24 protein-coding genes are annotated in these 25,164 nt (G+C 64.2%); 15 read left to right on the top strand and 9 right to left on the bottom strand.

Annotated elements, in window-relative coordinates:
- From AWB68_RS49840 to AWB68_RS32425, 6 genes are all read right to left on the bottom strand, one after another.
- Positions 1–1,214, bottom strand: a 1,214-nt coding sequence (locus AWB68_RS49840) for a zinc-ribbon domain-containing protein (protein ID WP_235028609.1), incomplete at its 3' end; no start/stop codon positions are given.
- A 47-nt stretch (positions 1,215–1,261) separates the two neighbouring features.
- A complete protein-coding gene (gene prmA / locus AWB68_RS32445; protein WP_087648395.1) occupies positions 1,262–2,164 on the bottom strand; it encodes a 50S ribosomal protein L11 methyltransferase in 903 nt (300 codons plus the stop codon).
- Between the two features lie 4 nt (positions 2,165–2,168).
- Positions 2,169–3,539 (bottom strand): acetyl-CoA carboxylase biotin carboxylase subunit, encoded by a 1,371-nt coding sequence (gene accC / locus AWB68_RS32440; RefSeq protein ID WP_087648394.1) that lies wholly within the window; start codon positions 3,537–3,539, stop codon positions 2,169–2,171.
- 177 nt (positions 3,540–3,716) lie between these two features.
- Positions 3,717–4,199: an acetyl-CoA carboxylase biotin carboxyl carrier protein gene (accB, locus tag AWB68_RS32435; RefSeq protein ID WP_087648393.1), complete on the bottom strand. Its 483-nt coding sequence runs from the start codon at positions 4,197–4,199 to the stop codon at positions 3,717–3,719.
- Between the two features lie 483 nt (positions 4,200–4,682).
- Positions 4,683–5,216, bottom strand: a complete 534-nt coding sequence (locus AWB68_RS32430; protein WP_087648392.1) for a TlpA family protein disulfide reductase — start codon at positions 5,214–5,216, stop codon at positions 4,683–4,685.
- A gap of 22 nt (positions 5,217–5,238) precedes the next feature.
- Entirely contained in the window at positions 5,239–5,892 is a 654-nt protein-coding gene (locus tag AWB68_RS32425) for a UDP-N-acetylmuramate--alanine ligase (protein WP_087648391.1), read from the bottom strand.
- Positions 5,893–6,073: 181 nt separating this feature from the next.
- Here AWB68_RS32425 and mpl point away from each other — a divergent pair, with 181 nt between their 5' ends.
- From mpl to AWB68_RS32350, 15 genes are all read left to right on the top strand, one after another.
- A complete protein-coding gene (gene mpl / locus AWB68_RS32420; RefSeq protein ID WP_087648390.1) occupies positions 6,074–7,480 on the top strand; it encodes a UDP-N-acetylmuramate:L-alanyl-gamma-D-glutamyl-meso-diaminopimelate ligase in 1,407 nt (468 codons plus the stop codon).
- Positions 7,477–8,076, top strand: coding sequence for a YqiA/YcfP family alpha/beta fold hydrolase (locus AWB68_RS32415; RefSeq protein WP_087648389.1), 600 nt, complete (start codon positions 7,477–7,479; stop codon positions 8,074–8,076). The genes mpl and AWB68_RS32415 overlap by 4 nt, the downstream gene beginning before the upstream one ends.
- Positions 8,077–8,230: 154 nt before the next feature.
- Entirely contained in the window at positions 8,231–10,300 is a 2,070-nt protein-coding gene (locus AWB68_RS32410; RefSeq protein WP_087648388.1) for a ribonuclease catalytic domain-containing protein, read from the top strand.
- Positions 10,297–11,142: a shikimate dehydrogenase gene (gene aroE, locus AWB68_RS32405; protein WP_087648387.1), complete on the top strand. Its 846-nt coding sequence runs from the start codon at positions 10,297–10,299 to the stop codon at positions 11,140–11,142. The genes AWB68_RS32410 and aroE overlap by 4 nt, the downstream gene beginning before the upstream one ends.
- A 28-nt stretch (positions 11,143–11,170) precedes the next feature.
- Complete coding sequence (gene mtgA / locus AWB68_RS32400) at positions 11,171–11,893, top strand: monofunctional biosynthetic peptidoglycan transglycosylase (protein ID WP_087648386.1); 723 nt, start codon at positions 11,171–11,173, stop codon at positions 11,891–11,893.
- A gap of 359 nt (positions 11,894–12,252) precedes the next feature.
- Positions 12,253–13,194 carry an IclR family transcriptional regulator gene (locus AWB68_RS32395; protein ID WP_087648385.1) on the top strand — a complete coding sequence of 314 codons (942 nt, stop codon included), beginning with the start codon at positions 12,253–12,255 and terminating at the stop codon, positions 13,192–13,194.
- Entirely contained in the window at positions 13,191–14,189 is a 999-nt protein-coding gene (locus AWB68_RS32390) for a 2-dehydro-3-deoxygalactonokinase (protein ID WP_087648384.1), read from the top strand. Before AWB68_RS32395 ends, AWB68_RS32390 begins: the two co-directional genes overlap by 4 nt.
- 4 nt (positions 14,190–14,193) lie before the next feature.
- Positions 14,194–14,871, top strand: a complete 678-nt coding sequence (locus AWB68_RS32385) for a 2-dehydro-3-deoxy-6-phosphogalactonate aldolase (RefSeq protein WP_087648383.1) — start codon at positions 14,194–14,196, stop codon at positions 14,869–14,871.
- Positions 14,868–15,647: an SDR family oxidoreductase gene (locus AWB68_RS32380; protein ID WP_087648382.1), complete on the top strand. Its 780-nt coding sequence runs from the start codon at positions 14,868–14,870 to the stop codon at positions 15,645–15,647. Before AWB68_RS32385 ends, AWB68_RS32380 begins: the two co-directional genes overlap by 4 nt.
- Before the next feature lie 114 nt (positions 15,648–15,761).
- Complete coding sequence (locus tag AWB68_RS32375; protein ID WP_087648381.1) at positions 15,762–16,775, top strand: arabinose ABC transporter substrate-binding protein; 1,014 nt, start codon at positions 15,762–15,764, stop codon at positions 16,773–16,775.
- A gap of 80 nt (positions 16,776–16,855) precedes the next feature.
- Entirely contained in the window at positions 16,856–18,370 is a 1,515-nt protein-coding gene (araG, locus tag AWB68_RS32370; RefSeq protein ID WP_087648380.1) for an L-arabinose ABC transporter ATP-binding protein AraG, read from the top strand.
- Positions 18,371–18,417: 47 nt separating this feature from the next.
- Positions 18,418–19,434, top strand: a complete 1,017-nt coding sequence (gene araH, locus AWB68_RS32365) for an L-arabinose ABC transporter permease AraH (protein WP_087648379.1) — start codon at positions 18,418–18,420, stop codon at positions 19,432–19,434.
- A 25-nt stretch (positions 19,435–19,459) separates the two neighbouring features.
- On the top strand, positions 19,460–20,251 hold the full coding sequence (locus AWB68_RS32360; RefSeq protein ID WP_087648378.1) for an SDR family NAD(P)-dependent oxidoreductase: 792 nt from the start codon (positions 19,460–19,462) through the stop codon (positions 20,249–20,251).
- Entirely contained in the window at positions 20,251–21,129 is an 879-nt protein-coding gene (locus AWB68_RS32355) for an SMP-30/gluconolactonase/LRE family protein (RefSeq protein WP_200828859.1), read from the top strand. The genes AWB68_RS32360 and AWB68_RS32355 overlap by 1 nt, the downstream gene beginning before the upstream one ends.
- A 136-nt stretch (positions 21,130–21,265) precedes the next feature.
- The gene (locus AWB68_RS32350) at positions 21,266–22,375 is read left to right on the top strand and encodes an aldose 1-epimerase (RefSeq protein ID WP_087648376.1); all 1,110 of its coding nucleotides are present in this window, start codon (positions 21,266–21,268) and stop codon (positions 22,373–22,375) included.
- A 210-nt stretch (positions 22,376–22,585) separates the two neighbouring features.
- On the opposite strand, the gene AWB68_RS48990 is transcribed toward AWB68_RS32350, so the two are convergent.
- The 3 genes from AWB68_RS48990 to AWB68_RS32335 all read right to left on the bottom strand — a co-directional run bounded on the left by AWB68_RS48990 (position 22,586) and on the right by AWB68_RS32335 (position 25,047).
- Positions 22,586–23,383, bottom strand: coding sequence for a hypothetical protein (locus AWB68_RS48990; RefSeq protein ID WP_200828858.1), 798 nt, complete (start codon positions 23,381–23,383; stop codon positions 22,586–22,588).
- Positions 23,384–23,770: 387 nt separating this feature from the next.
- On the bottom strand, positions 23,771–24,199 hold the full coding sequence (locus AWB68_RS32340; RefSeq protein WP_087648375.1) for a hypothetical protein: 429 nt from the start codon (positions 24,197–24,199) through the stop codon (positions 23,771–23,773).
- Positions 24,200–24,357: 158 nt separating this feature from the next.
- Positions 24,358–25,047 (bottom strand): HNH endonuclease, encoded by a 690-nt coding sequence (locus AWB68_RS32335; RefSeq protein WP_087648374.1) that lies wholly within the window; start codon positions 25,045–25,047, stop codon positions 24,358–24,360.
- Positions 25,048–25,164 lie beyond the last annotated feature (117 nt).

The following is a 25,164-nucleotide window of genomic DNA, read 5'->3' as shown; positions in this document are numbered from 1 at the left end:
TCGGTCGAGTGCGTCTTGGCGATGGGCGTGTCGGCTTCGGTCGAGTGCGTCTTGGCGACCGACGTCTCGGCTTCAGTCGGGCGTGTCTCGGCAGCGGGCGTCTCGGCTTCAGTCGAATGCGTCTTTGCAACGGACGTGTCGGCTTTGGTCGAGCGCGTCTCGGCAGCGGGCGTCTCGGCTTCAGTCGAGTGCGTCTCGGCGACGGACGTGTCGGCTTCGGTCGAGTGCGTCTTGGTGACAGCCGCTTCTGCTTCGGTTACGCGCGTTTCGGCGAGCGGTGCATCGGTCTCGGTCGAGCGCGTCTTGGCGACGGGCGTGTCGGCTTCAGTCGAGCGTGTCTCGGCAGCGGGTGTCTCAGCTTCAGTCGGGGGAGTACGGGCAACCGGCGCATGCGCTTCGACCGGTGCGACGGGCTCGCTCCGCAAGCCTGCCTTCAATGCGGCCTGTTCGTCTGCAGCATCGTTGCGGACACGTATATCGCTCGGGTGTGATCCGGCGTCGCTGGCTAAAGCCTGCGACGATGCGCCGGGCTCGACCGTGGAGCGCGACGCGTGTTCTTCTGCGGACCGGCTCCCGATATCGGCGGCGACATGAGGTTCTGGCACCGACACCGGCGGAACAACGACCGGCACGGCTTGCGGCGCAGGCCGTTTGCGCCAAAGACCGGCAAAGAAACCGGGCGTCGGGGTCGAGGCGACTGTGGCAGCGGGCTTGGTCGCCACGCTCGGCGGGATTTCAGGACGGCCGCTCGCGCGCCGTGCGTTATCGGGCACGACCGCTTCTTTCTGCGCGACTTCAGGCGGCGCAGCTGCGCCTCCTGCGTCACGAGGCGCACCGGTATCTTTCTGCGCGACTTCAGGAGGCGCAGCTGCGCGTCCTGCGTCACGAGGCACAACGGTATCTTCCTGCGCGACTTCAGGACGCAGAGCCACACGTCCAATGTCACGAGGCACAACGGCATCCTCGCGCACGACTTCAGGACGCACACCCACACGCCCAGCGTCACGAGGCCCAACAGCCTCGTCCCGCGCAGTCGCGTGCCGCGCGTCCCCCGGCACAACAATTTCTTCCTGCGCGAGTTCGAACTGATGATGCGCGGCGTCGAAGACCTCCTGGCAATGTCCGCAGCGCACGCGTCCGTCATGCGGCGCGAGCAAGTGCGGATCGAGGCGGAAAACGGTATCGCAGTGAGGACAGCGGGTTGCCAGCGCCATGTTTGAGCCGAAGGCCTGACGGCCGGTTCGTGGACGATGGCGCTATTCTAAAGGCTTTCGCGTCGAGTTCCGGCGAGGCACACCCAGCCTTCGTGTTCGCGCCAGACGCCGATGTCGATCCATGTCGCGTAGACCGCCGCGACTTCGTCGGCCTGCCGCGCCAGGATGCCCGACAGCGCGATGCGCCCGCCCGGCTTCACCTTCGCGGCGAGCATCGACGCCATCAGTTTCAGCGGATTCGAAAGAATATTCGCGACGACGATATCGAACTCGCCCGCAGGGCAATCGTCGGGCAGGCCGTAGGTGACTTCCGCGCGATTGCGCGCGCTGTTCTGGCGCGCGGATTCGACCGCTTGCGGGTCGATATCGATGCCGAACACGGGATGTGCGCCGCACTTCTGCGCAAGGATCGCGAGGATGCCGGACCCGCAGCCGTAGTCGAGCACCGACTGACCCGGCTGTACCGATTGCTCCAGCCACTCCATGCAGAGGCGGGTAGTCGGATGGCTGCCGGTGCCGAACGCGAGGCCCGGATCGAGTTCGAGGATGAGCGCGTCGGGATCGGGCGCGTCGTGCCACGACGGCACGACCCAGATGCGCTCGCCGATCGGAATCGGATCGAATTGCGACTGCGTGAGCCGCACCCAGTCCTGCTCCTCGACGTCGCGCACGGTGAAGGAAGGCGTCTGCGCCAGCCCGATTTCATTGACCGCCGCGGCAAGCAGCACGGCGGGATCGGCGTCTTCGGCGAGCAACGCCACGACGCGCGAGCGTTTCCACGCGCGGTTCTCGGGCGTGAGACCGGGCTCGCCGAAGAGCGGCTGCTCGTCGGGCGTGTCGGCGTCGGCGTCTTCCACCGATACCGACAGCGCGCCGACTTCCAGCAACGCGTCCGACAGCGCTTCCGCGTGCTCGCGATCCAGTTCCGCGATCAATTCCCGGTAACTCATCGACTCAAGCCTCTTCGGCGGCAACGGCGGCCTGTCGCGCGGCCAGCTTGTTTTCGAGGTAGTGAATGCTCGTGCCGCCTTCGACGAACTTCGCGTCGATCATCATCTCGCGATGCAGCGGGATGTTGGTCGAAATGCCTTCCACGACCATCTCCGACAGCGCGATGCGCATCCGGTTGATCGCCTGTTCGCGGGTCGCGCCGTAGGAAATCAGCTTGCCGATCATCGAGTCGTAGTTCGGCGGCACGAAGTAGCCGTTGTACGCGTGCGAATCGACGCGAATTCCCGGGCCGCCGGGCATGTGCCACGAAGTCAGCCGGCCCGGCGACGGCGTGAACTTGAACGGATCTTCCGCGTTGATGCGGCATTCGATCGCGTGGCCGCGGAACTGGATGTCCTTCTGGCGGAACAGCAGTTTCTCGCCGGCGGCGATGCGAATCTGTTCCTGCACGATGTCGACGCCGGTGATGAGTTCGGTCACCGGATGCTCGACCTGCACGCGCGTGTTCATTTCGATGAAATAGAACTCGTTGTTTTCGTACAGGAATTCGAAGGTGCCCGCGCCGAGATAGCCCATTTTCTTGCAGGCCTCGGCGCAGCGGTCGCCGATGCGGTCGATCAGCCGTCGCGGAATGCCCGGCGCCGGCGCTTCCTCGATCACCTTCTGATGGCGGCGCTGCGTCGAGCAATCGCGTTCGCCGAGCCAGATCGCGTTCCTGAACGAATCCGCGAGAATCTGGATTTCGATGTGGCGCGGATTCTCGAGGAACTTCTCCATGTAGACCTGCGGGTTGCCGAACGCGCGGCCCGCTTCTTCGCGCGTCATGTTGACCGCGTTCACGAGCGCCGCTTCGGTGTGCACCACGCGCATGCCACGCCCGCCGCCACCGCCCGCCGCCTTGATGATCACCGGATAGCCGATCGTCCGCGCAATCTTCACGATTTCCTTCGGATCGTCGGGCAATGCGCCTTCCGAACCCGGCACGCACGGCACGCCGGTCTTGATCATCGTCTGCTTCGCGGTGACCTTGTCGCCCATCATGCGGATGGTTTCCGGACGCGGCCCGATGAACGTGAAGCCCGACTGCTCGACGCGTTCCGCGAAGTCCGCGTTCTCCGACAAAAAGCCGTAGCCGGGATGGATCGCTTCGGCGTCGGTGACTTCGGCCGCGCTGATCAGCGCCGGCATGTTCAGGTAGGAAAGGTTCGACGGCGCCGGTCCGATACAGACGGCTTCGTCGGCGAGCTTCACGTACTTCGCTTCCTTGTCGGCTTCGGAATAGACGATGACCGTCTTGACGCCCAGTTCGCGGCACGCGCGCTGGATGCGAAGCGCGATTTCGCCACGGTTCGCAATGAGGATTTTTTCAAACATAGCAATTATTCGACTCATCAGCGGGCCGACTGTGCGGCCCTAGAGGATCGGCGGCGCGTCTCGCCAAGCGTTGCAGCAGCGACGTGGACGCGGCGAATGCCTGAGTGCTGGCCAGCGGCCTGGGTCGCGCGCTGTCACGTGATGCGCGGCGCATGGGGCGCGGCATGTTCGGCTGGCTCAGTCGCCGATCACGAACAGCGGCTGGCCGTATTCCACGGCCTGGCCATTCTCGACGAGGATCTCCTTCACGACGCCCGACTTGTCGGATTCGATTTCGTTCAGGAGCTTCATCGCTTCGATGATGCAGATCGTCTGGCCTTCCTTGACCGTGTCGCCGACCTGCACGAACGGCTCCGCGCCCGGCGACGGCGAGCGGTAGAACGAGCCGACCATCGGCGACGTCACGACATGGCCTTGCGGCGCGGCGGCGACAGCGGCAGCAGGCGCGGCGGCCGGACCGGCGCCGGCTTCGCTCGGCGGGCCGAATTGCGGTGCGGGCTGCATCTGGCCTTGCGGCATGTACTGCTGCGGTGCCTGCATATAGACGGGCGCCGCGTTCTTGACGATGCGAACCTTTCCTTCGCCCTCCGTCACTTCGAGTTCCGAGATACCGGATTCCGAGACGAGGTCGATCAGCGTTTTGAGTTTACGAAGGTCCATCGAGAAATCCCCTTTCAATACTTGGAGACCGGAAACGCATCCGGTGCTTGACTTGATTTATGGGTGTTGCGTCGCCGGCCGATCTGCCGCGAGACGGCGCGGCAAGCCGTTCGAATGCGCACAGATTTACTTTTCCGGCCCGTGGACTCGCAAGCGCAATACCCGGAAGGTCGTGCCACCGGAAAGCGACCGGGCGACTGCTGTGCAACCGCGACCATCGTGTTTCTGGATGTCGAGCGGGGTCGGCTTGAGGCCGTGCAGTGCCAGCGGTCGAGTCATAGTCGCTTCGGTTTGTGTGAATTGGGCGCACTTTAGCGCCGTTTAGAGAATTTTGTCCAGTTTTACACGGGGCGGCCGTCCATGACACTGGAAGAAATTACATGCTCGCCCGCACGCGCTGTAGCATGTTCTCTCAAAAATAGGCGAACCGGTGGTATTTCGACGCTTTCAGCCGCCAAAACACGGCAAGGGCTTCAAACACTGTTACAGCGCGTCGAGCGTCTTTTTCAATTCCGCAGGATCGACTTCACCGAGTTTTGTCGACCGAACGACGCCTTTTGCGTCGATTACGACGGTAAATGGCAGGCCGCCGGCGTCGTCGCCGAAACGGCGCGCGAGGTCCGCGCCGCCGAAGCCGGCGATGTACACGGGGTACGTGACCGGCACTTTCTGCAGGAAATCATTCACGTTCTTCTCGGTATCGACGCCGAGGCCGATGAACGTGATGCCCTTCTTTTCGTAATCGCGATGCATGGCAGAGAGCGCCGGCATCTCCTTGACGCACGGTCCGCACCACGACGCCCAGAAGTTGACGACGACCGGCTTGCCCTTGAACGCCGCGAGCGTTTGCTGCGTGCCGGCCGCGTTCTGAAGCGACGTCTTCCACAGTTCATCGACGGCGCCGGTCGACGAAGCCGCTTCGGTCGTGCCGCCCGTCATCAGGTGCCCGGCGTAGAAGCCGCCAGCCGTCGCGGCGATCGCGACGGCAACCGCCCCAAGAATGCGTTTCGAGATCATTTGGATGCTTGTATAAGTGCAGTCAGCCGGCGACGCCGAGCGCAGGCGGCGTACCGGAGCCTTCGAGCAGCGCCCGCACCGCCGACGCGTTCGCGCGGGCGAGTCTCCCACGGCCGTCGGCGCGCACCGCGCCGCGCAGGTCGTTGGCGTCGTAGAGCGCGATGTGAATGCCCATCGGGTCTTCAGCGCGCGTCGGCCGGTTCAGGAAGCTGAGAGTCTCGACATAGCCGCGCCCGGCGAAGTGCCGCGTCTCGGACACGTCGTACTGGATGTTCGCGTTCAGCAGATAGATCGAGACTTCCTTCGGGTTGTCGCAGAAACATTGCAGATGGATGTCGGAATGTTCGCCGGCCGTGCCGTTCAACACGGCGCCCGTCAGATACGGATTGAACTGTTCGAGACGCAGCATCCAGTCGAGCGCCACTTCACGCATCCGGCGCAGCACGGCGGGCTGGCTGTCGCTCTGGAAGATCGACTGATACTCGCGGATCTCGTCCTCGATCTGGTCGTTGTCCGGCAGCCACTCGCCGCCGACCTTCGTTTCGCCGACGACTTGCCGCGCCGCCTTGCGCTTCGCGGTGGAGTAGTCGAGCCCGTCTTCAGCGATCATTCGTGCTGCCGCGATCGCGATTTCCTCGCGAACGCGCAGCGGATCGAGATGTGATTTGCGAACCATCTCGGAATAATACTAGAGATTCCCAACCGGCCCCGTTTTCGGCGGACGCCCGTGCGGAAAGCCGGAGCGCCGGGCGCCCTCGGTTACAATATGCGCCTTCATGCACCTTCGCGGACGGGCATTTGAAAGCCGCCCGTCCAACGTTTTCCGAGACTGGCGCCCGGGCGGCGCGACACGGTTTATGCACATCCACATCCTCGGCATCTGCGGCACCTTCATGGGCGGTCTCGCCGTTCTCGCCCGCGAGGCGGGCCACAAGGTCACCGGCTGCGACGCCGGCGTCTACCCGCCGATGAGCACGCAACTCGAAGCGCAAGGCATCGAGTTGATCGAAGGCTTCGGCGTCGAACAGCTTTCCCTCGAACCCGACTTGTTCGTGATCGGCAATGTCGTCACGCGGGGCAATCCGCTGATGGAGGCGATTCTCGATCGCGGGCTGCCTTATACGTCGGGGCCGCAGTGGCTTGGCGAGCATGTGCTCGCCGGCAAATGGGTGCTCGCGGTAGCCGGCACGCACGGCAAGACGACGACCAGTTCCATGCTCGCCTGGCTGCTGGAAGAAGGCGGGCTGAATCCGGGTTTCCTGATCGGCGGCGTGCCGTTGAACTTCGGCATTTCGGCGCGGCTGACCGACTCGAGTTTCTTCGTGATCGAAGCCGATGAATACGACACCGCTTTCTTCGACAAGCGCTCGAAGTTCGTCCACTACCGGCCGCGCACGGCGGTGCTGAACAATCTCGAATTCGATCACGCCGACATCTTCCCCGATCTCGCCGCGATCGAAACGCAATTCCATCACCTCGTGCGCACCGTGCCGGGCGTCGGACGCATCGTGACGAACGGTCGCGAGGACGCGCTCGAACGCGTGCTGACGCGCGGCTGCTGGTCGGGCGTGGAGCGCTTCGGCGTCGAAGGCGGCTGGCAGGCGCTGCCCGCCACCGATGGCGCGCGCGTCGACGAACAGTTCGCGGTGTACTGGGAAGGCGAGCGGCTCGGTGTCGTCGACTGGCAGGTGCAGGGCGAGCACAACCGCATGAACGCGCTCGCCGCGATCGCGGCGGCGCGCTCGGTGGGCGTGCCGCCGTCGTTGTCGGTGAAGGCGCTTGCCAGCTTCCGCAACGTCAAACGGCGCATGGAAGTGAAGGGCAGCGTCGACGGCATCACCGTCTACGACGACTTCGCCCATCATCCGACCGCGATCGAAACCACCGTCGCGGGGCTGCGCACGCGAATCGGCGGCGTCGGAAAAGCGGCGCGCATTCTCGCCGTGCTCGAACCGCGTTCGAACACCATGAAACTCGGCACGATGAAGGCGCAACTGCCGGGAAGCCTCGCCCAAGCCGATCTCGTCTTTGGCTTCGGCGCGCGCGAAGGCCGCGACAAGCTCGGCTGGGATCTCGCCGGCGCGCTCGCGCCGCTCGGCGCGAAGGCGCAGGCGTTCAACGAAATCGACCCGTTGGTCAAGGCGGTCGTCGCCGCCGCTCAGCCGGGCGATCACGTTCTCGTGATGAGCAACGGCGGATTCGGCGGCGTGCATCAGAAACTGCTGGACGCGCTCTCGGCGCGACCCGCCAGGGGCCACGCGTGATCCTCTACCTGCACGGCTTTCGTTCGTCACCGCAATCGTTCAAGGCGCGCGTGATGCGCGCGCGCCTCGCGGAACTCGGACGGCTCGACGAATGGCAGTGCCCGGTGCTGCCGGTTTCGCCCGCTGAGGCCATCGCGCTCGCCGAATCGGTGGCTGCGAAGGCCGATGGCAATGACGTCACGCTGATCGGCAGCTCGCTCGGCGGTTACTACGCGACCTGGCTCGCCGAAAAGCACGGCTGGCGCGCGGTGCTGCTCAATCCGGCGGTCGTGCCGCAGCGCGACCTGAGCCATTACCTCGGCGAGCAGCCGCTCTGGCACGGCGGCGGCAGCATCGTCGTCGAGCCGCGTCATCTGGACGAACTGCACGCGCTCGCGGTCGACACGGTCACGCGTCCGGAGCGCTACTATTTGATAGCCGCGACCGGCGACGAAGTGCTCGACTACCGCACGATGCTCGAGCATTACCCGAACGTGCGCACGACGCTGATCCAGGGCGGCGACCACGCGATCAGCGATTTTCCGAAATACCTGGACGCGGTGCTCGCGTTTTGCGCGCCTCGTCCGCCCGCGACGATGGCGACAGCGGCGGCCTGAGCGCAACGCCAGCCGGCTGTGCGTCACGCTGCTCGGCCGTCGCGCCCGCCGCGCTCCAAGGTAAAAATCGGCCACCTGTCCCGCGTTGCCCTAAGCTATTCCATTGCCGGCGAGCTTTCCGCCTTGCCGGTTCACAGTCTTGCGAGAGTATTGAGTGAACGTTTTCTTCGAGGAATCGGGTAGTTTCAAGGCCGGCGCAGTCCTGCAAAAGCAGGGCGACGCGTTCCAGGTCGAGTTGCCGGGCGGCCGGCGAGCGAAAGTGCGCGCGAAGGACGTGCTGATCGAGTTCGAGAAACCCGCAGCCGGCGACCTGATGAAGGAAGCCGACACCATCGCGCAGGACATCGATCTCGATTTCCTGTGGGAATGCGCGCCCGAAGAGGAGTTTCCGTTCGCGACGCTCGGCGCCGATTATTTCGGCGACAAGTTCGGCGCGGTGGAACGCGCCGCGCTCGTGTTGCGCATGCACGGCGCGCCGGTCTATTTCCGCCGCAAGGGCCGAGGACAATATCAGCGCGCGCCGCAGGAACAGTTGCAGATGGCGCTCGCGTCGCTGGAAAAGAAGCGCCAGCAGGCGCTCGTGCAGGCGGGCTATGAGGAGGAACTGAAGGCGGGCAAGCTGCCCGAAGCGCTTGCGGCCAAGGCAATCGGTCTCCTGACGAAGCCCGACAAGAACACGATCGAATACAAGGCGCTCGAAGCCGCCGCCGCCGTGCGCGGCATTTCGCAGGCGCGGCTGATGCTCGAATGCGGCGGCATTCCGTCGGCGCGTGCGCTGCACGAGGCGCGTTTTCTCTCCGAGTTCTTCCCGCACGGCGTTGGCTTTCCGGCTGTCGAGATTCCGCCGCTGCCCGAGGACCTGCCGGAAGCGGAAGTCGAAGCGTTCTCCATCGACGACGTCACGACCACCGAAATCGACGATGCCTTCTCCGTCCAGCAACTCGCGGACGGCCGCATCCGCATCGGCGTGCACATTGCGGCGCCGGCGCTCGGCATCGCGCGCGGCGACATGGTCGATGCAATCGCGCGCACGCGTCTTTCGACCGTCTACATGCCCGGCGACAAGATCACGATGCTGCCGGACAGCGTCGTCGAGACGTTCACGCTCGCCGAAGGCGGCTTGAGGCCGGCGTTGTCGCTGTACATCATCGTGAATCGCGAGACGCAGGAAATCGTCGCGAGCGAAACGCGCGCCGAGCGCGTGTTCGTGAAAACCAACCTGCGTCACAACCATCTCGACGAATTCGTCACCGAGGAAACGCTCGCGAACGGCAGCGGCGATTACCCGCACAAGGAAGACATCGCGGTGCTGTGGCCGCTCGCGCAGGCGCTGTTCGAAAAGCGCCAGGAAGCGCGGGCGACCTACGGCCTGCGGCGCGAAGTCCAGCGCAACAACGACTTCAATTTCTACGTGGAAGGCGAGCACATCACGATCACGCCGCGCCGCCGCGGCTCGCCGCTCGACCTGATCGTCGCGGAACTGGCGATTCTCGCGAATTCGTCGTGGGGCGCGTTCCTCAACGATCATGGCGTGCCGGGCATCTACCGGTCGCAACGCGGTTTCGGCGGGCCGGGACCCAAGCGCACCCGCATGCAGACGACGCCCGCGCCGCACGAAGGCCTCGGCGTCGCGCAGTACGCGTGGAGCACGTCGCCGCTGCGCCGTTATGTCGACCTCGTGAACCAGTGGCAGTTGATCGCGTGCGTGCAGCACGGCGTCACGGCGAAGCTCGCCGCGCCGTTCAAGCCGAAGGACGCCGATCTGTTCGCCGTCGTGCAGGGCTTCGACGACACCTATTCCGCCTACGCCGATCACCAGCGCCGCATGGAATATTTCTGGTGCCTGCGCTGGCTCAAGCAGGAGAACCGGAAGCAGGTGGCGGCGTCGGTGGTGAAGGACGATCTCGTGCGTCTCGATGAAATCCCGCTGATGCTGCACGTTCCCGGCCTCGGCGTGCATGCGCGCGGGACGAAGGTGATGCTCGACGTGATGTCGATCGATGAACTCACGGTCGAGGCGTCGTGCCGGCTGCTGCATGTGATCGACGCGCCGTCGGCGTCGGCGGAAGCGCCGGAGGAGGAAGCCGAGGAAGAGATCATCGAGACGGACGACCTGAGCGCCGAAAGCGAAGCCGAAGCCTCGGCTGAAGCTTCCACCGAAACGCCCGAAGCGCCCGATACGCCCGAACAACCCTCGACCGACGCCACGGAGCCGACGCAATGAACCCGGATCGCTACGCGGTGATCGGCAACCCGATCGAGCACAGCAAGTCGCCGTGGATCCACGCGCGCTTTGCCGAGCAGACGGGCGAGCCGGTCGAATACGGCCGCATCCTCGGCACGATCGGCGGTTTCGAGAAGGACGTCCGCGCGTTCATCGAAGCGGGCGGGCGCGGGATGAACGTGACCGTGCCGTTCAAGCTCGATGCCCACGCGCTCGCCGATTCGCTCACGCCGCGCGCAGCGGCAGCGGGCGCGGTGAACACGCTCGCGTTCGATGCCAACGGCGTGCGCGGCGACAACACCGATGGCGTCGGCATCGTGCGCGACATCGAGCAGAACCTGGGCGTCAAGCTCGAAGGCGCGCGCATCCTGCTGCTCGGCGCGGGCGGCGCGGCACGCGGCGTCGTGCTTCCGATGTTCGATCGCAAGCCGGCGGCGCTGACCATCGTGAACCGCACGGCGTCGAAGGCGCATCAACTCGTCGACCAGTTCGCCGACGCCGCGCAGGCCGCGCACGTGCGCTTGTCCGGCGGCGCGGCGGACACGGTCGAAGCGGGCGCCTACGACGTGATCGTGAACGCGACGGCGGGCAGTCTCGACGATGCGCTTCCCGATTGCGACGACGCTTCGTTCGGCCCCGGCTCGCTCGCCTACGACATGATGTACAGCCCGCAGCCGACGGTCTTCATGCAGCACGCACAAGCGCTCGGCGCGCGCGCGGCCGATGGTCTCGGGATGCTTGTCGAGCAGGCGGCGGAATCGTTCTTCGTGTGGCGCGGCGTGCGGCCCGACGGCGGCGCGGTGCTGCGCGAATTGCGCAAGATCCTGACAGCCACGGCCTGACCAACCGGAACCGCGCGGACTTCCCAGGATGACAAGAACAAGACCTGCGGTTCGTCTCGGGCCGGCGCGCTGGATCGTGTACGGCGTCTCGGTGCTCGGCATCGCGTTTCTCGCGACGCAACTGGTGTTCTTCGTGCAGATCGGCGTCTGGACGTTCGTGAATCCTTCGTCGACGGCGTTCATGCGCTCCGACGCGTGGCGGCTCAAGGCGGAGCGGCCCGATCTGTCGATTCGCCGGACCTGGGTTCCCTACGACCAGATTTCGCGCAACCTGAAGCGCGCGATCATCGCGTCGGAGGATGCGAACTTTGCCAACAACAACGGCTACGAAACCGACGCGATTCTCCAGGCCTGGGAGAAGAACAAGGCGCGCGGGAAGATCGTCGCGGGCGGGTCGACCATTTCGCAGCAGCTTGCGCGCAACCTGTTCCTGTCGCGGGAGAAGAGCTATGTCCGCAAGGCGCAGGAGTTCGTCATTACGTGGATGCTCGAATTCTGGATGGACAAGGAACGCATCTTCGAGATCTACCTGAATTCGGTCGAGTGGGGCAATGGCGTCTACGGCGCCGAGGCGGCCGCGCAGTATTACTACAAGACGTCGGCGGCGAAGCTCACGGCCGGGCAAAGCGCACGGCTCGCAGTCATGCTCCCACGCCCGCGCTATTTCGACGAGCATCGCAATTCGGCTTATCTCGCGCAGCGCACGCGCGTGATCGCGAAGCGCATGGGGGCGGCGGAACTGCCCGAGTAAGCGGTTTTAGTTCACCTTCGCTAAACGCATAAAGCCCTGATTTATCAGGGCTTTTTTGCATTTTGCCCGCAATCGGCGATCATCGTGACTCCCATTATATGAACACCACAATCACATATTGAAAATTCGAGATAAGCGGACCTACAATCCGTCCACAGCCAGAAAGGCAATTACGACGCGGCAAGGTTTTCGCATTCAGCCGCGCGACAAAGAAACGGAGACACGTCATGCAATCGATTGCCCGCCTGCGCTCGCAGGCCGCGCCGCCTCATCCGACGACTTCACGAATCGCGCCCGGCGCGGTCATCCGCCGTCACGCCTGACGCCGCGGCAGCCCAGTCCAACGAGCATCGAGCGCCATGAACAAATCGCCGAATACCGACATCGACGTGGCCGACACAGCCGCCGCGCCGCAAGTTGCCGACAAGCCGAAGTCCACCGACAACAAGCCGAACGTCCGCGATCCCGACGCGATCGCGTTGCCGAGCACGCTCCTCGACATCACGCCACAGCAGGCCGGCACGCAAACCCTGCTACGCGGACTCGCGATCCTCGAAGCCGCCGCGAACGGCGCCCGCGACCTGCGTGCATTCGGCGCCGCGCTCGGAACGACGCGCAGCACCACTCACCGCCTCGTCAGCTCGCTCGTGCAGGCGCGCTACCTGCGGCAAGTGCAGGGCGGCTATCTGCTCGGCCCGAAGCTGATCGAGCTCGGCACGATCGCGCTCGAACAGATGCCGCTCACGGCCGTCGCCCGCCCGCATCTCGAAGCGCTCGCCCAGCACACCCACGACACGATCCACCTCGGCGTGCGCGACGGCGACGACGTCCTCTACATCGACAAGATCCCCGGCACGCGCGGCCTCGAAATGCGCTCGCGCGTCGGACACCGGATGCCGCTTGCATCGACCGGGATCGGCAAGGCGATGATGCTCGATCTTCCGCACGACACCTGGTCCAAGCTGCTCGAGTCGTCGCACCGGGCGCTCGCCGGCGCGAGTTTCAAGCCTGACCACCGTCCCGACGTCGACACCTTCCTGCAGCGCATGACGCGTTACGCGCAAGGCGGCTTCACGTTCGACCTCGAAGAAAACGAAGCGTCGATCCGCTGCGTCGCGGCGCCCGTGCGCGATGCGTCGGGCGCGATCGTGGCGGCGCTGTCGGTGGCGAGCACGATTCCCTACATGCCGCACGAGCGGATGGAGGAACTGATTCCCGTCGTGCAGCGCGAAGCGCGGGCGATCTCGGAGGAACTCGGCTGGCGCGTGCCGCAGCCCACCACCCGCAGGATCAAGCGATGACCGGGGCGAACTCGCCGCATCACGCCGCCGCGCTCGTCGCGCTCGACTGGGGCACGACTGCGCTGCGCGCCTACCTGCTCGGCGCCGACGGCGCGGTGTTGGACTCGCAAGCGTCGCCGGCGGGGATCATGAAGCTGCCCGCGGGCGGCTTCGATCAGGCGTTCGACGAAACCTGCGGCGCGTGGCTCAAGCGCGATCCGGCGCTGCCGGTGATCGCGGCGGGCATGGTCGGCAGCGCGCAAGGCTGGATGGAAGCGCCCTACATCGAGACGCCCGCCGACGCGTCGGCGCTCGTGAACGGCATCGTCAAGGTGAAGGCGGCGAACGGCTCGACGGTGCACATCGTGCCGGGCGTGCTGCAGGCCGGCACGATGCCGAACGTGATGCGCGGCGAGGAGACGCAGATCTTCGGCGCGCTCGCCAGCGACGCCGCCCTCGATAACGAACCGCACGGCGCGCTGATCGGCCTGCCCGGCACGCACGCAAAGTGGGCGTTCGTGTTCAAAGGCCGGATCGAGCGGTTCTACACGTTCATGACCGGCGAGACCTTCGGCGCACTGCGCGATCACACGATCCTCGGCCGCACGATGCGCGCGACCGAGCGGCCGGATTCGGATGCGTTCATGCGCGGCGTCGATACCGCGAAGGACGCGGGCCACGCCGGCATGCTCGCGACGATTTTCAGCACGCGCACGCTCGGCCTCACCGGGCAACTCGCGCCGGAACAGCAGTCCGATTACCTGTCGGGCCTTCTGATAGGCCACGAGTTGCGCGGCCTGAACGAAGTCCTCGCCCGCGAGCAATCGAATCTCGCGGGGAAGACGCTGCGCCTGATCGGCAACGACGCGCTCTGCGAGCGTTATCGCGTGGCCCTCGCACGGTTCGGCTGCAACGACGCGAAGACCGTCGGAGAAGCGACCGAACACGGCCTATATCGCATCGCAGCGCAGGCGGGGCTCGTGAAAGCCGCCGTCCGCGCGAGTTCAAAGGAGTAAGGACATGCAGCCTCACATCAACCTGCCCGCGCCGTACGCGCCCCACGCCGGCCTCGCCGCCGCGTTCAGCGCGTGTCCGCTGATCGCGATCCTGCGCGGCGTGACGCCCGCCGATGCCGCCGACCACGGCCGCGCGCTCTACGAGGCCGGGTTTCGCATCGTCGAGGTGCCGCTCAACTCGCCGCAGCCGTTCGACAGCATCGCCGCGATCCGCCAGGCGCTGCCGGCCGATGCGATCGTCGGGGCGGGGACGGTGCTGCATTCGAGTTTCGTCGATCAGGTGAAGGCGGCCGGCGGCGACCTGATCGTGATGCCGCACAGCGACGCCGACGTCGTGCGCGCTGCGAAAGCGCAAGGGCTCGCGTGCGCGCCGGGCGTCGCGACGCCGAACGAGGCGTTCCTCGCGCTGAAGAACGGCGCCGACGTGCTCAAGATGTTCCCGGCCGAGCAACTCGGCCCGCAGGTGGTGAAGGCGTGGCGCGCGGTGATCGCGGCGGCCGTGCCGCTCGTGCCGGTCGGCGGGATCGCGCCGGACAACATGGGGCCGTTCCTGACGGCGGGCGCGAACGGCTTCGGTCTCGGCTCGGCGCTGTACAAGCCGGGTCAGAGCGCGGCCGTCACCGGCGCGCACGCGAAGGCGTTCATCAACGGCTTGCGTATCGCGCGAGGCGAAAAGCAATGAACCGGCTCGCCGGCAAGGTCGCGCTCATCACCGGCGCCGGTCGCGGCATCGGTGCGGCAATCGCGCTCGCGTTCGCGCGGGAGGGCGCGGCGGTCGTGCTAGCGGAACTCGATATCGAGACGGCGCGCGGCACGGCGGCGCGCATCGCGGAGCAAACGGGCTCGCCGAGAGTGCTCGCCGTGCATACCGACGTGACGCAGCGCGCATCGCTTCAACAAGCGGTATCGAAAGCGGAAGAAGCGTTCGGCCCCGTCGACGTGCTGGTGAACAACGCGGGCATCAACGTGTTCCGCGACCCGCTCACGATGACCGACGACGACTGGCGGCGCTGCTTCGCCGTCGACCTCGACGGCGTCTGGAACGGTTGTCGCGCGGTGCTGCCGGGCATGGTCGAGCGCGGCGCGGGCAGCATCGTGAACATCGCGTCGACGCACAGTTTCAAGATCATTCCCGGCTGCTTTCCGTATCCGGTCGCGAAGCACGGCGTGATCGGCTTGACGCGCGCGCTCGGCATCGAATACGCGGCGCGCAACGTACGCGTCAACGCGATTGCGCCCGGCTACATCGAAACGCAACTGACGCTCGACTGGTGGAACGAACAGGCCGATCCGGTGGCCGCGAAGCAGGCCACGCTCGACCTCCAGCCGATGAAGCGCATCGGCAAGCCCGAAGAAGTCGCGATGACGGCAGTGTTCCTCGCATCGGACGAGGCGCCGTTCATCAATGCAAGCTGCATCACGGTGGATGGCGGGCGCTCGGCCCTGTACCACGATTGAAAGAAAGCATGGCGCACTGGCCGCGGTGCGGCGTCAATAACTAGACACGGCCACACCTTCGTAGCGCTCATAAAAAAGCGCATGGACTTTGAGACATACGTCAGGAGACACAACATGAAACGCAGAATGTTCCTCACGCTGGTTGCCGCGACCACCGCCGCGAGCGCCACGATGCTCGCCGCGCCGGTCGCGCAGGCCGCCGACGAGCAGATCAAGATCGGCTTTCTCGTGAAGCAGCCCGAAGAGCCGTGGTTCCAGGACGAGTGGAAGTTCGCCGAGATCGCCGCGAAGGAAAAGGGCTTCACGCTCGTGAAGATCGGCGCGCCGTCGGGTGAAAAGGTGATGAGCGCCATCGACAACCTCGCCGCGCAGAAGGCGCAGGGCTTCATAATCTGCACGCCGGACGTGAAGCTCGGGCCGGGCATCGTCGCGAAGGCGAAGGCCGACAAGCTCAAGATGATGACGGTCGACGACCGCCTCGTCGACGGCTCGGGCAAGCCGATCGAATCGGTCCCGCACATGGGCATTTCGGCCTACAACATCGGCAAGCAGGTGGGCGAGGGCATCGCGGCCGAGATCAAGAAGCGCGGCTGGGACATGAAGGACGTCGGCGCGATCGACGTCACGTATGAACAGTTGCCGACCGCCCACGACCGCACGGCCGGCGCCGCCGACGCGCTGGTCGCCGCGGGCTTCCCGAAGGCGAACATCATCATGGCGCCGCAAGCGAAGACCGACACGGAAAACGCGTTCAACGCAGCCAACATCGCGCTGACCAAGAACCCGCAGTTCAAGCACTGGGTCGCGTTCGCGCTGAACGACGAAGGCGTGCTCGGCGCGGTGCGCGCGGCCGAAGGACGCGGCTTCAAGGCGGACAACATGATCGGCGTCGGCATCGGCGGTTCGGAATCGGCGTTGAACGAGTTCAAGAAGCCGAACCCGACCGGCTTCTTCGCGACGGTCATCATCAGCCCGAAGCGCCACGGCGAGGAAACGTCGACGCTGATGTACGACTGGATCAAGGACGGCAAGGAACCGCCGAAGCTCACGCTGACGAGCGGCATGCTCGCGACGCGCGACAACGTCGCGGAAGTGCGTGAAAAGATGGGCCTGGCATCGGCCAAGTAACTTTTCGACGTCAGGTGAAAGAAAGGCCGCTTGCTTATCTTGATCTTGAGCAGGCGGCCTTGAAGAACTCAGGAGGCGATGTGTCAGCGACGCTGCGTTTTGACAGTATCGGCAAGGTGTTTCCAGGCGTGCGCGCGCTCGACGGCGTGTCGTTCGACGTCCACGCCGGCGAAGTTCACGGCTTGATGGGCGAGAACGGCGCAGGTAAATCGACCTTGCTCAAGATTCTCGGCGGTGAGTACCAGCCCGATTCCGGGCGCGTTCTCATCGACGGCAACGAGGTGCATTTCCCGAGCGCCGCCGCATCGATTGCGGCCGGCATCGCGGTGATTCACCAGGAATTGCAGTACGTGCCCGACCTCACCGTGGCCGAAAACCTGCTGCTCGGCGCACTGCCGAGCACGTTCGGCTGGGTGAACAAGCGCGAAGCAAAAAGGCACGTGAAGGAACGCCTGCTGGCGATGGGCGTCGATCTCGATCCGAACGCCAAGCTGCGCCGCCTCTCGATCGCGCAGCGGCAGATGGTGGAAATCTGCAAGGCGCTGTTGCGCAATGCGCGCGTGATCGCACTCGACGAACCGACCAGTTCGCTGTCGCACCGCGAGACCGAGGTGCTTTTCAAGCTCGTGCGCGACCTGCAGGCGGACAACCGCGCGCTGATCTACATCTCGCACCGCATGGACGAGATCTACGAACTGTGCAACACCTGCACGATTTTCCGTGACGGCCGCCTGATCGCGTCGCATCCGAAGCTTGCCGACGTGCCGCGCGAGACGCTCGTCGCGGAAATGGTCGGCCGCGAAATCAGCGACATCTACGATTACAAGCCGCGCGAACTCGGCCCGGTGCGCTTTTCCGTCGCGAACGTGGAAGGGCACGCGCTTACCGCCCCGGCGAGCTTCGAAGTGCGGCGCGGCGAGATCGTCGGGTTCTTCGGGCTGGTGGGCGCGGGGCGCAGCGAACTGATGCACCTCGTCTACGGCGCGGACCGGAAGAAGGCCGGCACGATCACGCTCGACGGCAAGCCGATCAAGGTGCGCAGCACCGGCGAGGCGATTCGCCACGGGATCGTGCTGTGTCCGGAGGACCGCAAGGAAGAAGGCGTGATCGCGATGGCGACGGTCGCGGAGAACATCAACATCTCGTGCCGGCGCCATTACCTGCACGCGGGATTTTTCCTCGACCGCAAGAAGGAAGCGCAAACCGCCGAGCGCTTCATCAAGCTATTGAAGATCAAGACGCCGAGCCGCCGCCAGAAGATCCGCTTTCTTTCAGGCGGCAACCAGCAGAAGGCGATCCTGTCGCGCTGGCTCGCCGAGCCGGACCTGAAAGTCGTGATCCTCGACGAACCGACGCGCGGCATCGACGTCGGCGCCAAGCACGAAATCTATAACGTCATCTATCAACTGGCGGAGCGCGGCTGCGCGATCGTGATGATTTCGTCGGAGCTGCCGGAAGTGCTCGGCGTGTCGGACCGGATCGTCGTGATGCGGCAGGGACGGATCGCGGGCGAATTGCCGCGAGGCAAGGCGAACGACAAGTCGGTGCTCAGCCTCGCGCTGCCGCAGTCGGACTCGACCGCCAAGGCAGCCTGAACAGATTGAGCAGACTGAACGGTACTCAAGGGAATACGGAGCGAATCATGGAAGCAAGAGAAAACCTCGTCAGCCAGGCGAGCGAATCGGTCGCGAACGCGCTGATCCCGCAAAAAAGCGACAAGCAGAAGTGGTGGCAGCAAGTCACCGAATACAGCCTGATCGTGATTTTCGTCGTGATGTTCATCACGATGTCGGCGACCGTCGATCACTTCTTCTCGATCGAGAACATGCTCGGCCTCGCGCTCTCGATCTCGCAGATCGGCATGGTCGCGTGCACGATGATGTTCTGCCTCGCCTCGCGTGACTTCGACCTGTCGGTCGGCTCGACGATCGCGTTCGCGGGCGTGCTCTGCGCGATGGTGCTCAACGCCACCGGCAACACGTTTATCGCGATCGTCGCGGCGGTCGCGGCCGGCGCGGTGATCGGCTTCGTGAACGGCGCGGTGATCGCCTACCTGCGCATCAACGCGCTGATCACGACCCTCGCGACGATGGAAATCGTGCGCGGCCTTGGCTTCATCGTGTCGCACGGGCAGGCGGTCGGCGTGTCGTCGGATACGTTCATCGCGCTCGGCGGCCTTACGTTCGTCGGCATCTCGCTGCCGATCTGGGTGACGCTCGCGTGCTTCATCGTTTTTGGCGTGCTGCTCAATCAAACGGTGTATGGTCGCAATACTTTGGCGATCGGCGGAAATCCGGAAGCGTCGCGGCTCGCCGGGATCAACGTCGAGCGCACGCGCGTCTGGATTTTCCTGATCCAGGGCGCCGTGACCGCGCTCGCCGGCGTGATCCTCGCCTCGCGCATCACGTCGGGTCAGCCGAACGCCGCGCAGGGTTTCGAGCTGAACGTGATTTCGGCGTGCGTGCTGGGCGGCGTATCGCTGCTGGGCGGCCGGGCGACGATTTCGGGCGTCGTGATCGGCGTGCTGATCATGGGCACGGTCGAGAACGTGATGAACCTGCTGAACATCGACGCGTTCTATCAGTACCTCGTGCGCGGTGCGATCCTGCTGGCGGCCGTGTTGCTCGACCAGTTGAAGAACCGCGGCTCGCGCGACTAATCATTCGTCAGAAGGAAGCACAAGCATGGCAGCTTCGATCGACAGCGCGCTCGCGCGCTATCCCAGCCTCGCCGGCAAGACGGTGCTGATCACGGGCGGCGCGACCGGCATCGGTTCGGCCTTCGTCGAACATTTCTTCGATCAGGGCGCGAAGGTCGCGTTCTTCGACATCGACACCGATGCCGGCGAAGCGCTTGCCGACCAGTTGGGCGCCGACCTCCCGGAAGGGCGCCATCGGCCGATGTTCCTGCACGTCGACCTCACCGACATCGACGCCTTGCGCCAGGGCATCGCCGATGTGAGGAGCGCGTTCGGGCCGGTCGCCGCGCTGGTGAACAACGCGGCGAACGACAAACGTCACAGGATTGAAGACGTGACGCCGGAGTCCTACGACGCCGGTATCGCGGTGAACATCCGCCATCAGTTCTTCGCGGCGCAGGCCGTGATCGACGACATGAAGCAGCTTGGCGGCGGCTCGATCATCAATCTCGGCTCGATTAGCTGGATGCTGAAGAACGGCGGCTATCCGGTGTACGTGACGGCGAAGGCGGCGGTGCAGGGCATGACGCGCGGCCTCGCGCGCGACCTCGGGCCGTTCAATATCCGCGTGAACACGCTCGTGCCCGGCTGGGTCATGACCGACAAGCAAAAGCGGCTATGGCTCGACGACGCCGGCCGTCGCGCGATCAAGGAAGGCCAGTGCATCGACGGCGAACTGCTGCCGGCGCATCTCGCGCGCGCGGCGCTTTTCCTCGCCGCCGACGACAGCCGCATGATGACCGCGCAGGACGTGATCGTCGACGGAGGGTGGGCCTGATGGACGCCGCACGCGCGCAACTCTTGATCGACAGCCAATGCACGCTGGGTGAAGGTGCAACGTGGTGTGCGTCGAGCGGTCGATTCTATTGGACCGATATTGAAGGCAAACGCCTGTGGCGCTATGATCCGCGCGATCGGACGAGCGTTTCATTCGCGATGCCCGAACGGCTTGCGTGCTTTGCGCTGTGCGCCGATCCGGGCGCTCTTTTGCTGGGGCTCGCCTCGCGGCTCGCGTTCTTCGATCTCGCGACGGGCGCGATCGAGACGATCACCGAGGTCGAAGCCGGCCTGCCGACGCGCCTGAACGACGGCCGATGCGACCGGCAAGGCCGCTTCGTCTTCGGCACGAAACACGATGTGGATCAGGCCGAGGCGATCGGCGGGTTTTATCGGCTGAATGGCGACCTGTCGCTGGAGCGCCTGCCGCTCGCGGATTGCGCGATTTCGAACAGCATCGCGTTCGGCCCGGACGGGGCGACGATGTATTACTGCGATTCGCCGACACGGCAGATTCGCGTCTGCGACTACCCGTCGTTCGGCAACGATCGCGTGTTCGTCGAGCTTCAGGATGCGGCGGGCGTTCCCGACGGCTCGACCATCGATAGCGATGGCGGCCTGTGGAATGCGCAGTGGGGCGGCGCGCGCGTCGTGCGCTATGCGCCCGACGGTCGCGAGACCGCGCGCATCGACGTGCCGACTTCGCAGCCGAGCTGTGTTGCCTTCGGCGGCGCGCAGTTCGACACGCTGTACGTGACGAGCGCGCGCATCGGACTGGACGATCAGGCGCTGCATGGCGACGTGAGCGCAGGCGGTGTTTTCATCGCGACGCCCGCGGCGCGCGGTGTCGCCGAGCCGGTGTTCGCCGGCAAGAGATAGAAGAAGAACCCGAGGCGGCGTGCGATGAACGATGCACCGCCCGTCCGATAAGAAGAACCCGAGGCGGCGTGCAACCGACGCGCCGCCCGCCCGACCCGGCCATGCCGGGCTGTCGCCTCTCGATGGAGCGTGAGTCATGACTGTTGCTCGTTCAACGGAAAGAGTGAATCCTGCATCGATAGCGGCGTCCTCCACTGCCGGAGCAAACGCCCGCCGTTCCAAACTTGCTGCCGCAGTCGAGCCGCCGATACGGCCCGGCCCGAGCACCTCGACGGTCGCGATGGGCGGCCGGGGTATCGACGGTTGCATCACGCTGGTCAATTCGAATTTGAGGCTGGATGTGGCGCCCGCGCTTGGCGGCGGCATCACGCGCTTCGACTGGCGCCACGACGGCGCGCTCGTGCCGATCTTCAGGCCGTGCGTCGAGCCTTGCTCCGATACTGATCCGAATCAGCTTGCTTGCTATCCGCTGCTGCCGTATTCGAACCGCATCGGGAATGGGCATTTCGAGTTTTCCGGGCGCGCGATTGATGTGCCGCGTAATCGTGATGATGAACCGCTGCCGCTGCATGGGGACGGGTGGCTTGGGGCGTGGGAGGTTGAGGAGGAGGAGTCGGCGCGCGTGCGGTTGACGCTTGATCGGCGGGAGGGGGAGCCGTATTCGTATCGGGCGGCGCAGACTTATTTGCTCGATGGGGCGACGTTGGTTGTTACGCTTGATGTCGAGAATACTGGAAGGGATGCGTTGCCGTTCGGGCTCGGGTTGCATCCGTTTTTGATGCGCGAGGCTGATACGGAGTTGTCGGCGGCGGCGGGTGGTTTGTGGCTATGCGGGGATGACTGGCTGCCCGTGCGGCATGTGCCGGCGCCGCCGGCCTGGCAGTTTGGTGTGGCGTATCCGATGCCTTCGACGCTGGTGAACAACGCGTTCACTGGGTGGAGCGGGCGTACAAGTGTGATGTGGCCGAAGCGAAGGCTCTCGCTGACGATTTCGGCGAATACGGATTACTACGTGCTTTATGCGCCGCCGGGGGAGGATTATTTTTGCTTTGAACCGGTTGATCATCCGATTAATGCGGTGAATTTGCCGGGTGGCGGGGAAGCGAATGGGATGACGGTGCTGGCGCCGGGGGAGAAGTTGACGAGGGAGTTTCGGTTTACGGTTGAGCGGACGGGGGAGGTGGGGCTGAGGAGGAGGACGCGGGCGGGGGTAAAAGCGCGAAGAAAGGGGGCGATAGCGGCGTAGTCGCTGCCGATTGTCTGTTGTCTCCGTGTCAAAACGTGCGCCGTGACCGGTCCGCAAAAAAGTCGACTCATCAGGACTCGCTGTGTTGGCTTCGCAGGCCTTCGCGAGGCGTAAAGTGACTCCCGAAAACCTAGCGATTTTGAGTTTTGACACACCCTCGCCATGAATGAACGCTCACGAGTGGCGGTTTTACTGACTGATCGTGATGCTTCAGTCGTAGTCTCTCGCAACAAATTCCTCAAGGGTCAGCACTCGTGTGGGGACACCAAAATACCGATAGACTGCCCGTACCTTGTCGTTCAGGCGCTTGTCATGGGTGACGAACTGATCACAGCCGGTCGCGTAAATGCAGTGCGTCACATCGTGCATTCGAGAGCGTGACTTGCTGATGTGCTCTGGTCGATATCGACTTTGCTCCAGGAAGTTCATAGCAAGTTCGATCGCTCGCTCGAGCACGGGAAAGTGGCCAGAGATTTCGGGCCACGTGAAGTCTTTGACGCCGTGGCTCTTGCATCTGAACGAAAAATCGATGTCTAAAAGCAACTTTAACTGAAGGTCTCGACCGTGGTCTGAGTTAAGCAGGAAATCGTCTGCGAGATTGGACACCTTATTTGCCAACTTCCCGTGTGGATCGCCGACCTTGAAGAACGCGAGAATCTGTTCCTCGTTCTCCTCGACGATCGGATTCTTGTCGTAGTGCAGCACGACCCTGCGAAAGCACGCGAGAGGTTGTTCTTCTTTCAAAACCATTGGACCAGAACTTACCGGGAACAGCTCAACGTTGCGGCTGATTTGGGAGACGCTGTCTATCTTCCGCATCGCAGCTTCCAACCGATCCATCGTCTCGATCGTCGGTGCGTTCATAACCGCCGTGGCGATCTCCTCCATATGTGCCGGGCTGTAAGGAAACATGTGCCGATCAGAAAGGGCCCGAACTTTGGCGTTTAGATCTAGTCTCGTCTCGTCGTACATGTACGCAAACAGGTTGTAGTCAAGATAGATTTTCATGCGGTTGGATTTCGACTAACGGATATACAAGTTAAGACCGGCTAATCTGTGTGGCCCTGATGTCGGCCTTCTGCCCCGACGAGCGACCGCCTTCTGGAAGACTATCCGAACAGCGCATCGACTGCGTAGGGTGGTCGACTGCTGCCCGATGCGGACCGATCAACGTCGGCCCACATCGACCGATCGATGTCGGACAGAGCAGCCGGCCGCAACCCCGTCGCTCGGGGAGTCGGGCTAACTGCCACTGGATCGGCTGCTTTACTCCTAGATCTGACGGATGAACTACGTTCGCAACTCGACCAAAGCTTCCGCGTGCGCACCCCGGTTGCAGTCATTCCCCGGCGACGGCCGGTTCGACATGCGCCGAACAGGCGCTTAGGCGCTCTGTCAATCTTCGCTCGGACTCCAATGCAGCGCGGCTTCGAAATGTCGACGGAAGGGGGTATCAATCTGGCGGGGGGCGTTGCGCACATACTGTTCGGCCAATTCACCCGTCTGTCCTTCGAGACCGGCAAGGTATCCGCTCACTTCATCACAGCCCGCGCGATACTCGTCCCGCCCGCCGAACTTCGGCGGAAGTGCTGTCCAGACAACCCCGTCTAGCCCGCACGACTCCGCCCAATGATTGAGCGTCGGCATCGCGGCGGGAGGCGCACCGTCCGAGCGTTGCCACGCCCCGATATGCTTTGGCCAGTTCTTCGCCGGTATCCCTTCGCGTGCGCCGAGTGCGCGGCGCGCGGCTTCGACGCTCGTGGCGTCCATGAGTGCCCATAGGAGGCGCACAGGTTGACCGCCTTCGTCAATTACCAGCGTCATCCGCCCGTCCTTTGACTGTCGCAGGAATTCGACCGGTGCGAGCGGACCATCGTTAAACCATCCTGTTCGAATGGGGAGTTCCCGCGCATCCCAAACGAGAGAACCCCAGCCCAAGCACGCTATCCTCTGCATTCTTCTCCCTTGTGTTGGGTTTGCGACTACTGTTGTGTGGTGCGATAGTTTGCGCCATAGTGCCGTTCCTTATGACAGTTCGGACATAGCGCGATCGCGTTTTCGACCGTGTCCGCGCCGCCTTCCGCAAGCGGACGACGATGATGCACTTCGAGATACGGGCGACCGTCCGCGCGCAGGAATGGCGCGGCCTGATCGCAGCCTTGGCACACGCCGTTCGCCAGTAAAAGAACTTCCGCGATCACATCGGGGTTGCGCCTGAAGACCCGCGTTAGCACGATCTGCTGTTCAGGCATCGCCGGCGCTTGCCGGAGTCGCCTCGTGCGCGCTTCGGGCATGTCTGCTAGCGCCTTTGTCACCTGATCGTCAAACGAAAAGGAAGCTTCATCGAAGGCGGCCATTTCGCGAAGCCTGCCCACGAATTCCGCATGAACGCGGCGCAGTCCCGGTTCGTTACCCGTTATGTCTTGTAGATACATGATGTGATTCATGACCGATTGCAGCGCCATCATTAGGTTGCCAGGTCCACCTTCGCCAATGCGGCCAAGCATGAATCGAAGCCCGTCTGCGCTGACAATGGTTTTGAATGTCCTGCCCCGGCGCATGGCGAGAAAACAGCCGATGTATCCGTTCGCGGTGCGATCCGCAATTCCGTATTCTGCCGCGAGGGCCTTTTGTGCTTCGGTCAACTGCGCCTTTCCTTCAAGTACCTGCATCGCCGCTTCATACGCTGCTGCAAACACTTCTGGCGTAACCCTAGGGCGTGTTGACAATTAGCAGATCCAGATGAATGCAGCGGCGAGCGCAACGAATGACGAGAAGCGTTCGGAGAG

Source organism: Caballeronia choica (assembly GCF_001544535.1).
Taxonomy (GTDB): domain Bacteria; phylum Pseudomonadota; class Gammaproteobacteria; order Burkholderiales; family Burkholderiaceae; genus Caballeronia; species Caballeronia choica.
This window is presented reverse-complemented; position numbering and strand designations above follow the sequence as displayed.

Bases quoted from the DNA above. Each gene is read 5' to 3' on its own strand.
- prmA (WP_087648395.1), bottom strand. From the start codon at position 2,164: ATGAGTTACCGGGAATTGATCGCGGAACTGGATCGCGAGCACGCGGAA.
- AWB68_RS32385 (WP_087648383.1), top strand. From the start codon at position 14,194: ATGCAGCCTCACATCAACCTGCCCGCGCCGTACGCGCCCCACGCCGGC.
- AWB68_RS48990 (WP_200828858.1), bottom strand. From the start codon at position 23,383: ATGAAAATCTATCTTGACTACAACCTGTTTGCGTACATGTACGACGAG.
- AWB68_RS32380 (WP_087648382.1), top strand. From the start codon at position 14,868: ATGAACCGGCTCGCCGGCAAGGTCGCGCTCATCACCGGCGCCGGTCGC.
- mpl (WP_087648390.1), top strand. From the start codon at position 6,074: ATGCACATCCACATCCTCGGCATCTGCGGCACCTTCATGGGCGGTCTC.
- AWB68_RS32395 (WP_087648385.1), top strand. From the start codon at position 12,253: ATGAACAAATCGCCGAATACCGACATCGACGTGGCCGACACAGCCGCC.
- accC (WP_087648394.1), bottom strand. From the start codon at position 3,539: ATGTTTGAAAAAATCCTCATTGCGAACCGTGGCGAAATCGCGCTTCGC.
- AWB68_RS32335 (WP_087648374.1), bottom strand. From the start codon at position 25,047: ATGCAGGTACTTGAAGGAAAGGCGCAGTTGACCGAAGCACAAAAGGCC.
- AWB68_RS32355 (WP_200828859.1), top strand. From the start codon at position 20,251: ATGGACGCCGCACGCGCGCAACTCTTGATCGACAGCCAATGCACGCTG.
- AWB68_RS32430 (WP_087648392.1), bottom strand. From the start codon at position 5,216: ATGATCTCGAAACGCATTCTTGGGGCGGTTGCCGTCGCGATCGCCGCG.
- araH (WP_087648379.1), top strand. From the start codon at position 18,418: ATGGAAGCAAGAGAAAACCTCGTCAGCCAGGCGAGCGAATCGGTCGCG.
- AWB68_RS32350 (WP_087648376.1), top strand. From the start codon at position 21,266: ATGACTGTTGCTCGTTCAACGGAAAGAGTGAATCCTGCATCGATAGCG.
- aroE (WP_087648387.1), top strand. From the start codon at position 10,297: ATGAACCCGGATCGCTACGCGGTGATCGGCAACCCGATCGAGCACAGC.
- AWB68_RS32425 (WP_087648391.1), bottom strand. From the start codon at position 5,892: ATGGTTCGCAAATCACATCTCGATCCGCTGCGCGTTCGCGAGGAAATC.
- accB (WP_087648393.1), bottom strand. From the start codon at position 4,199: ATGGACCTTCGTAAACTCAAAACGCTGATCGACCTCGTCTCGGAATCC.
- AWB68_RS32340 (WP_087648375.1), bottom strand. From the start codon at position 24,199: ATGACGCTGGTAATTGACGAAGGCGGTCAACCTGTGCGCCTCCTATGG.
- AWB68_RS32390 (WP_087648384.1), top strand. From the start codon at position 13,191: ATGACCGGGGCGAACTCGCCGCATCACGCCGCCGCGCTCGTCGCGCTC.
- mtgA (WP_087648386.1), top strand. From the start codon at position 11,171: ATGACAAGAACAAGACCTGCGGTTCGTCTCGGGCCGGCGCGCTGGATC.
- AWB68_RS32375 (WP_087648381.1), top strand. From the start codon at position 15,762: ATGAAACGCAGAATGTTCCTCACGCTGGTTGCCGCGACCACCGCCGCG.
- AWB68_RS32360 (WP_087648378.1), top strand. From the start codon at position 19,460: ATGGCAGCTTCGATCGACAGCGCGCTCGCGCGCTATCCCAGCCTCGCC.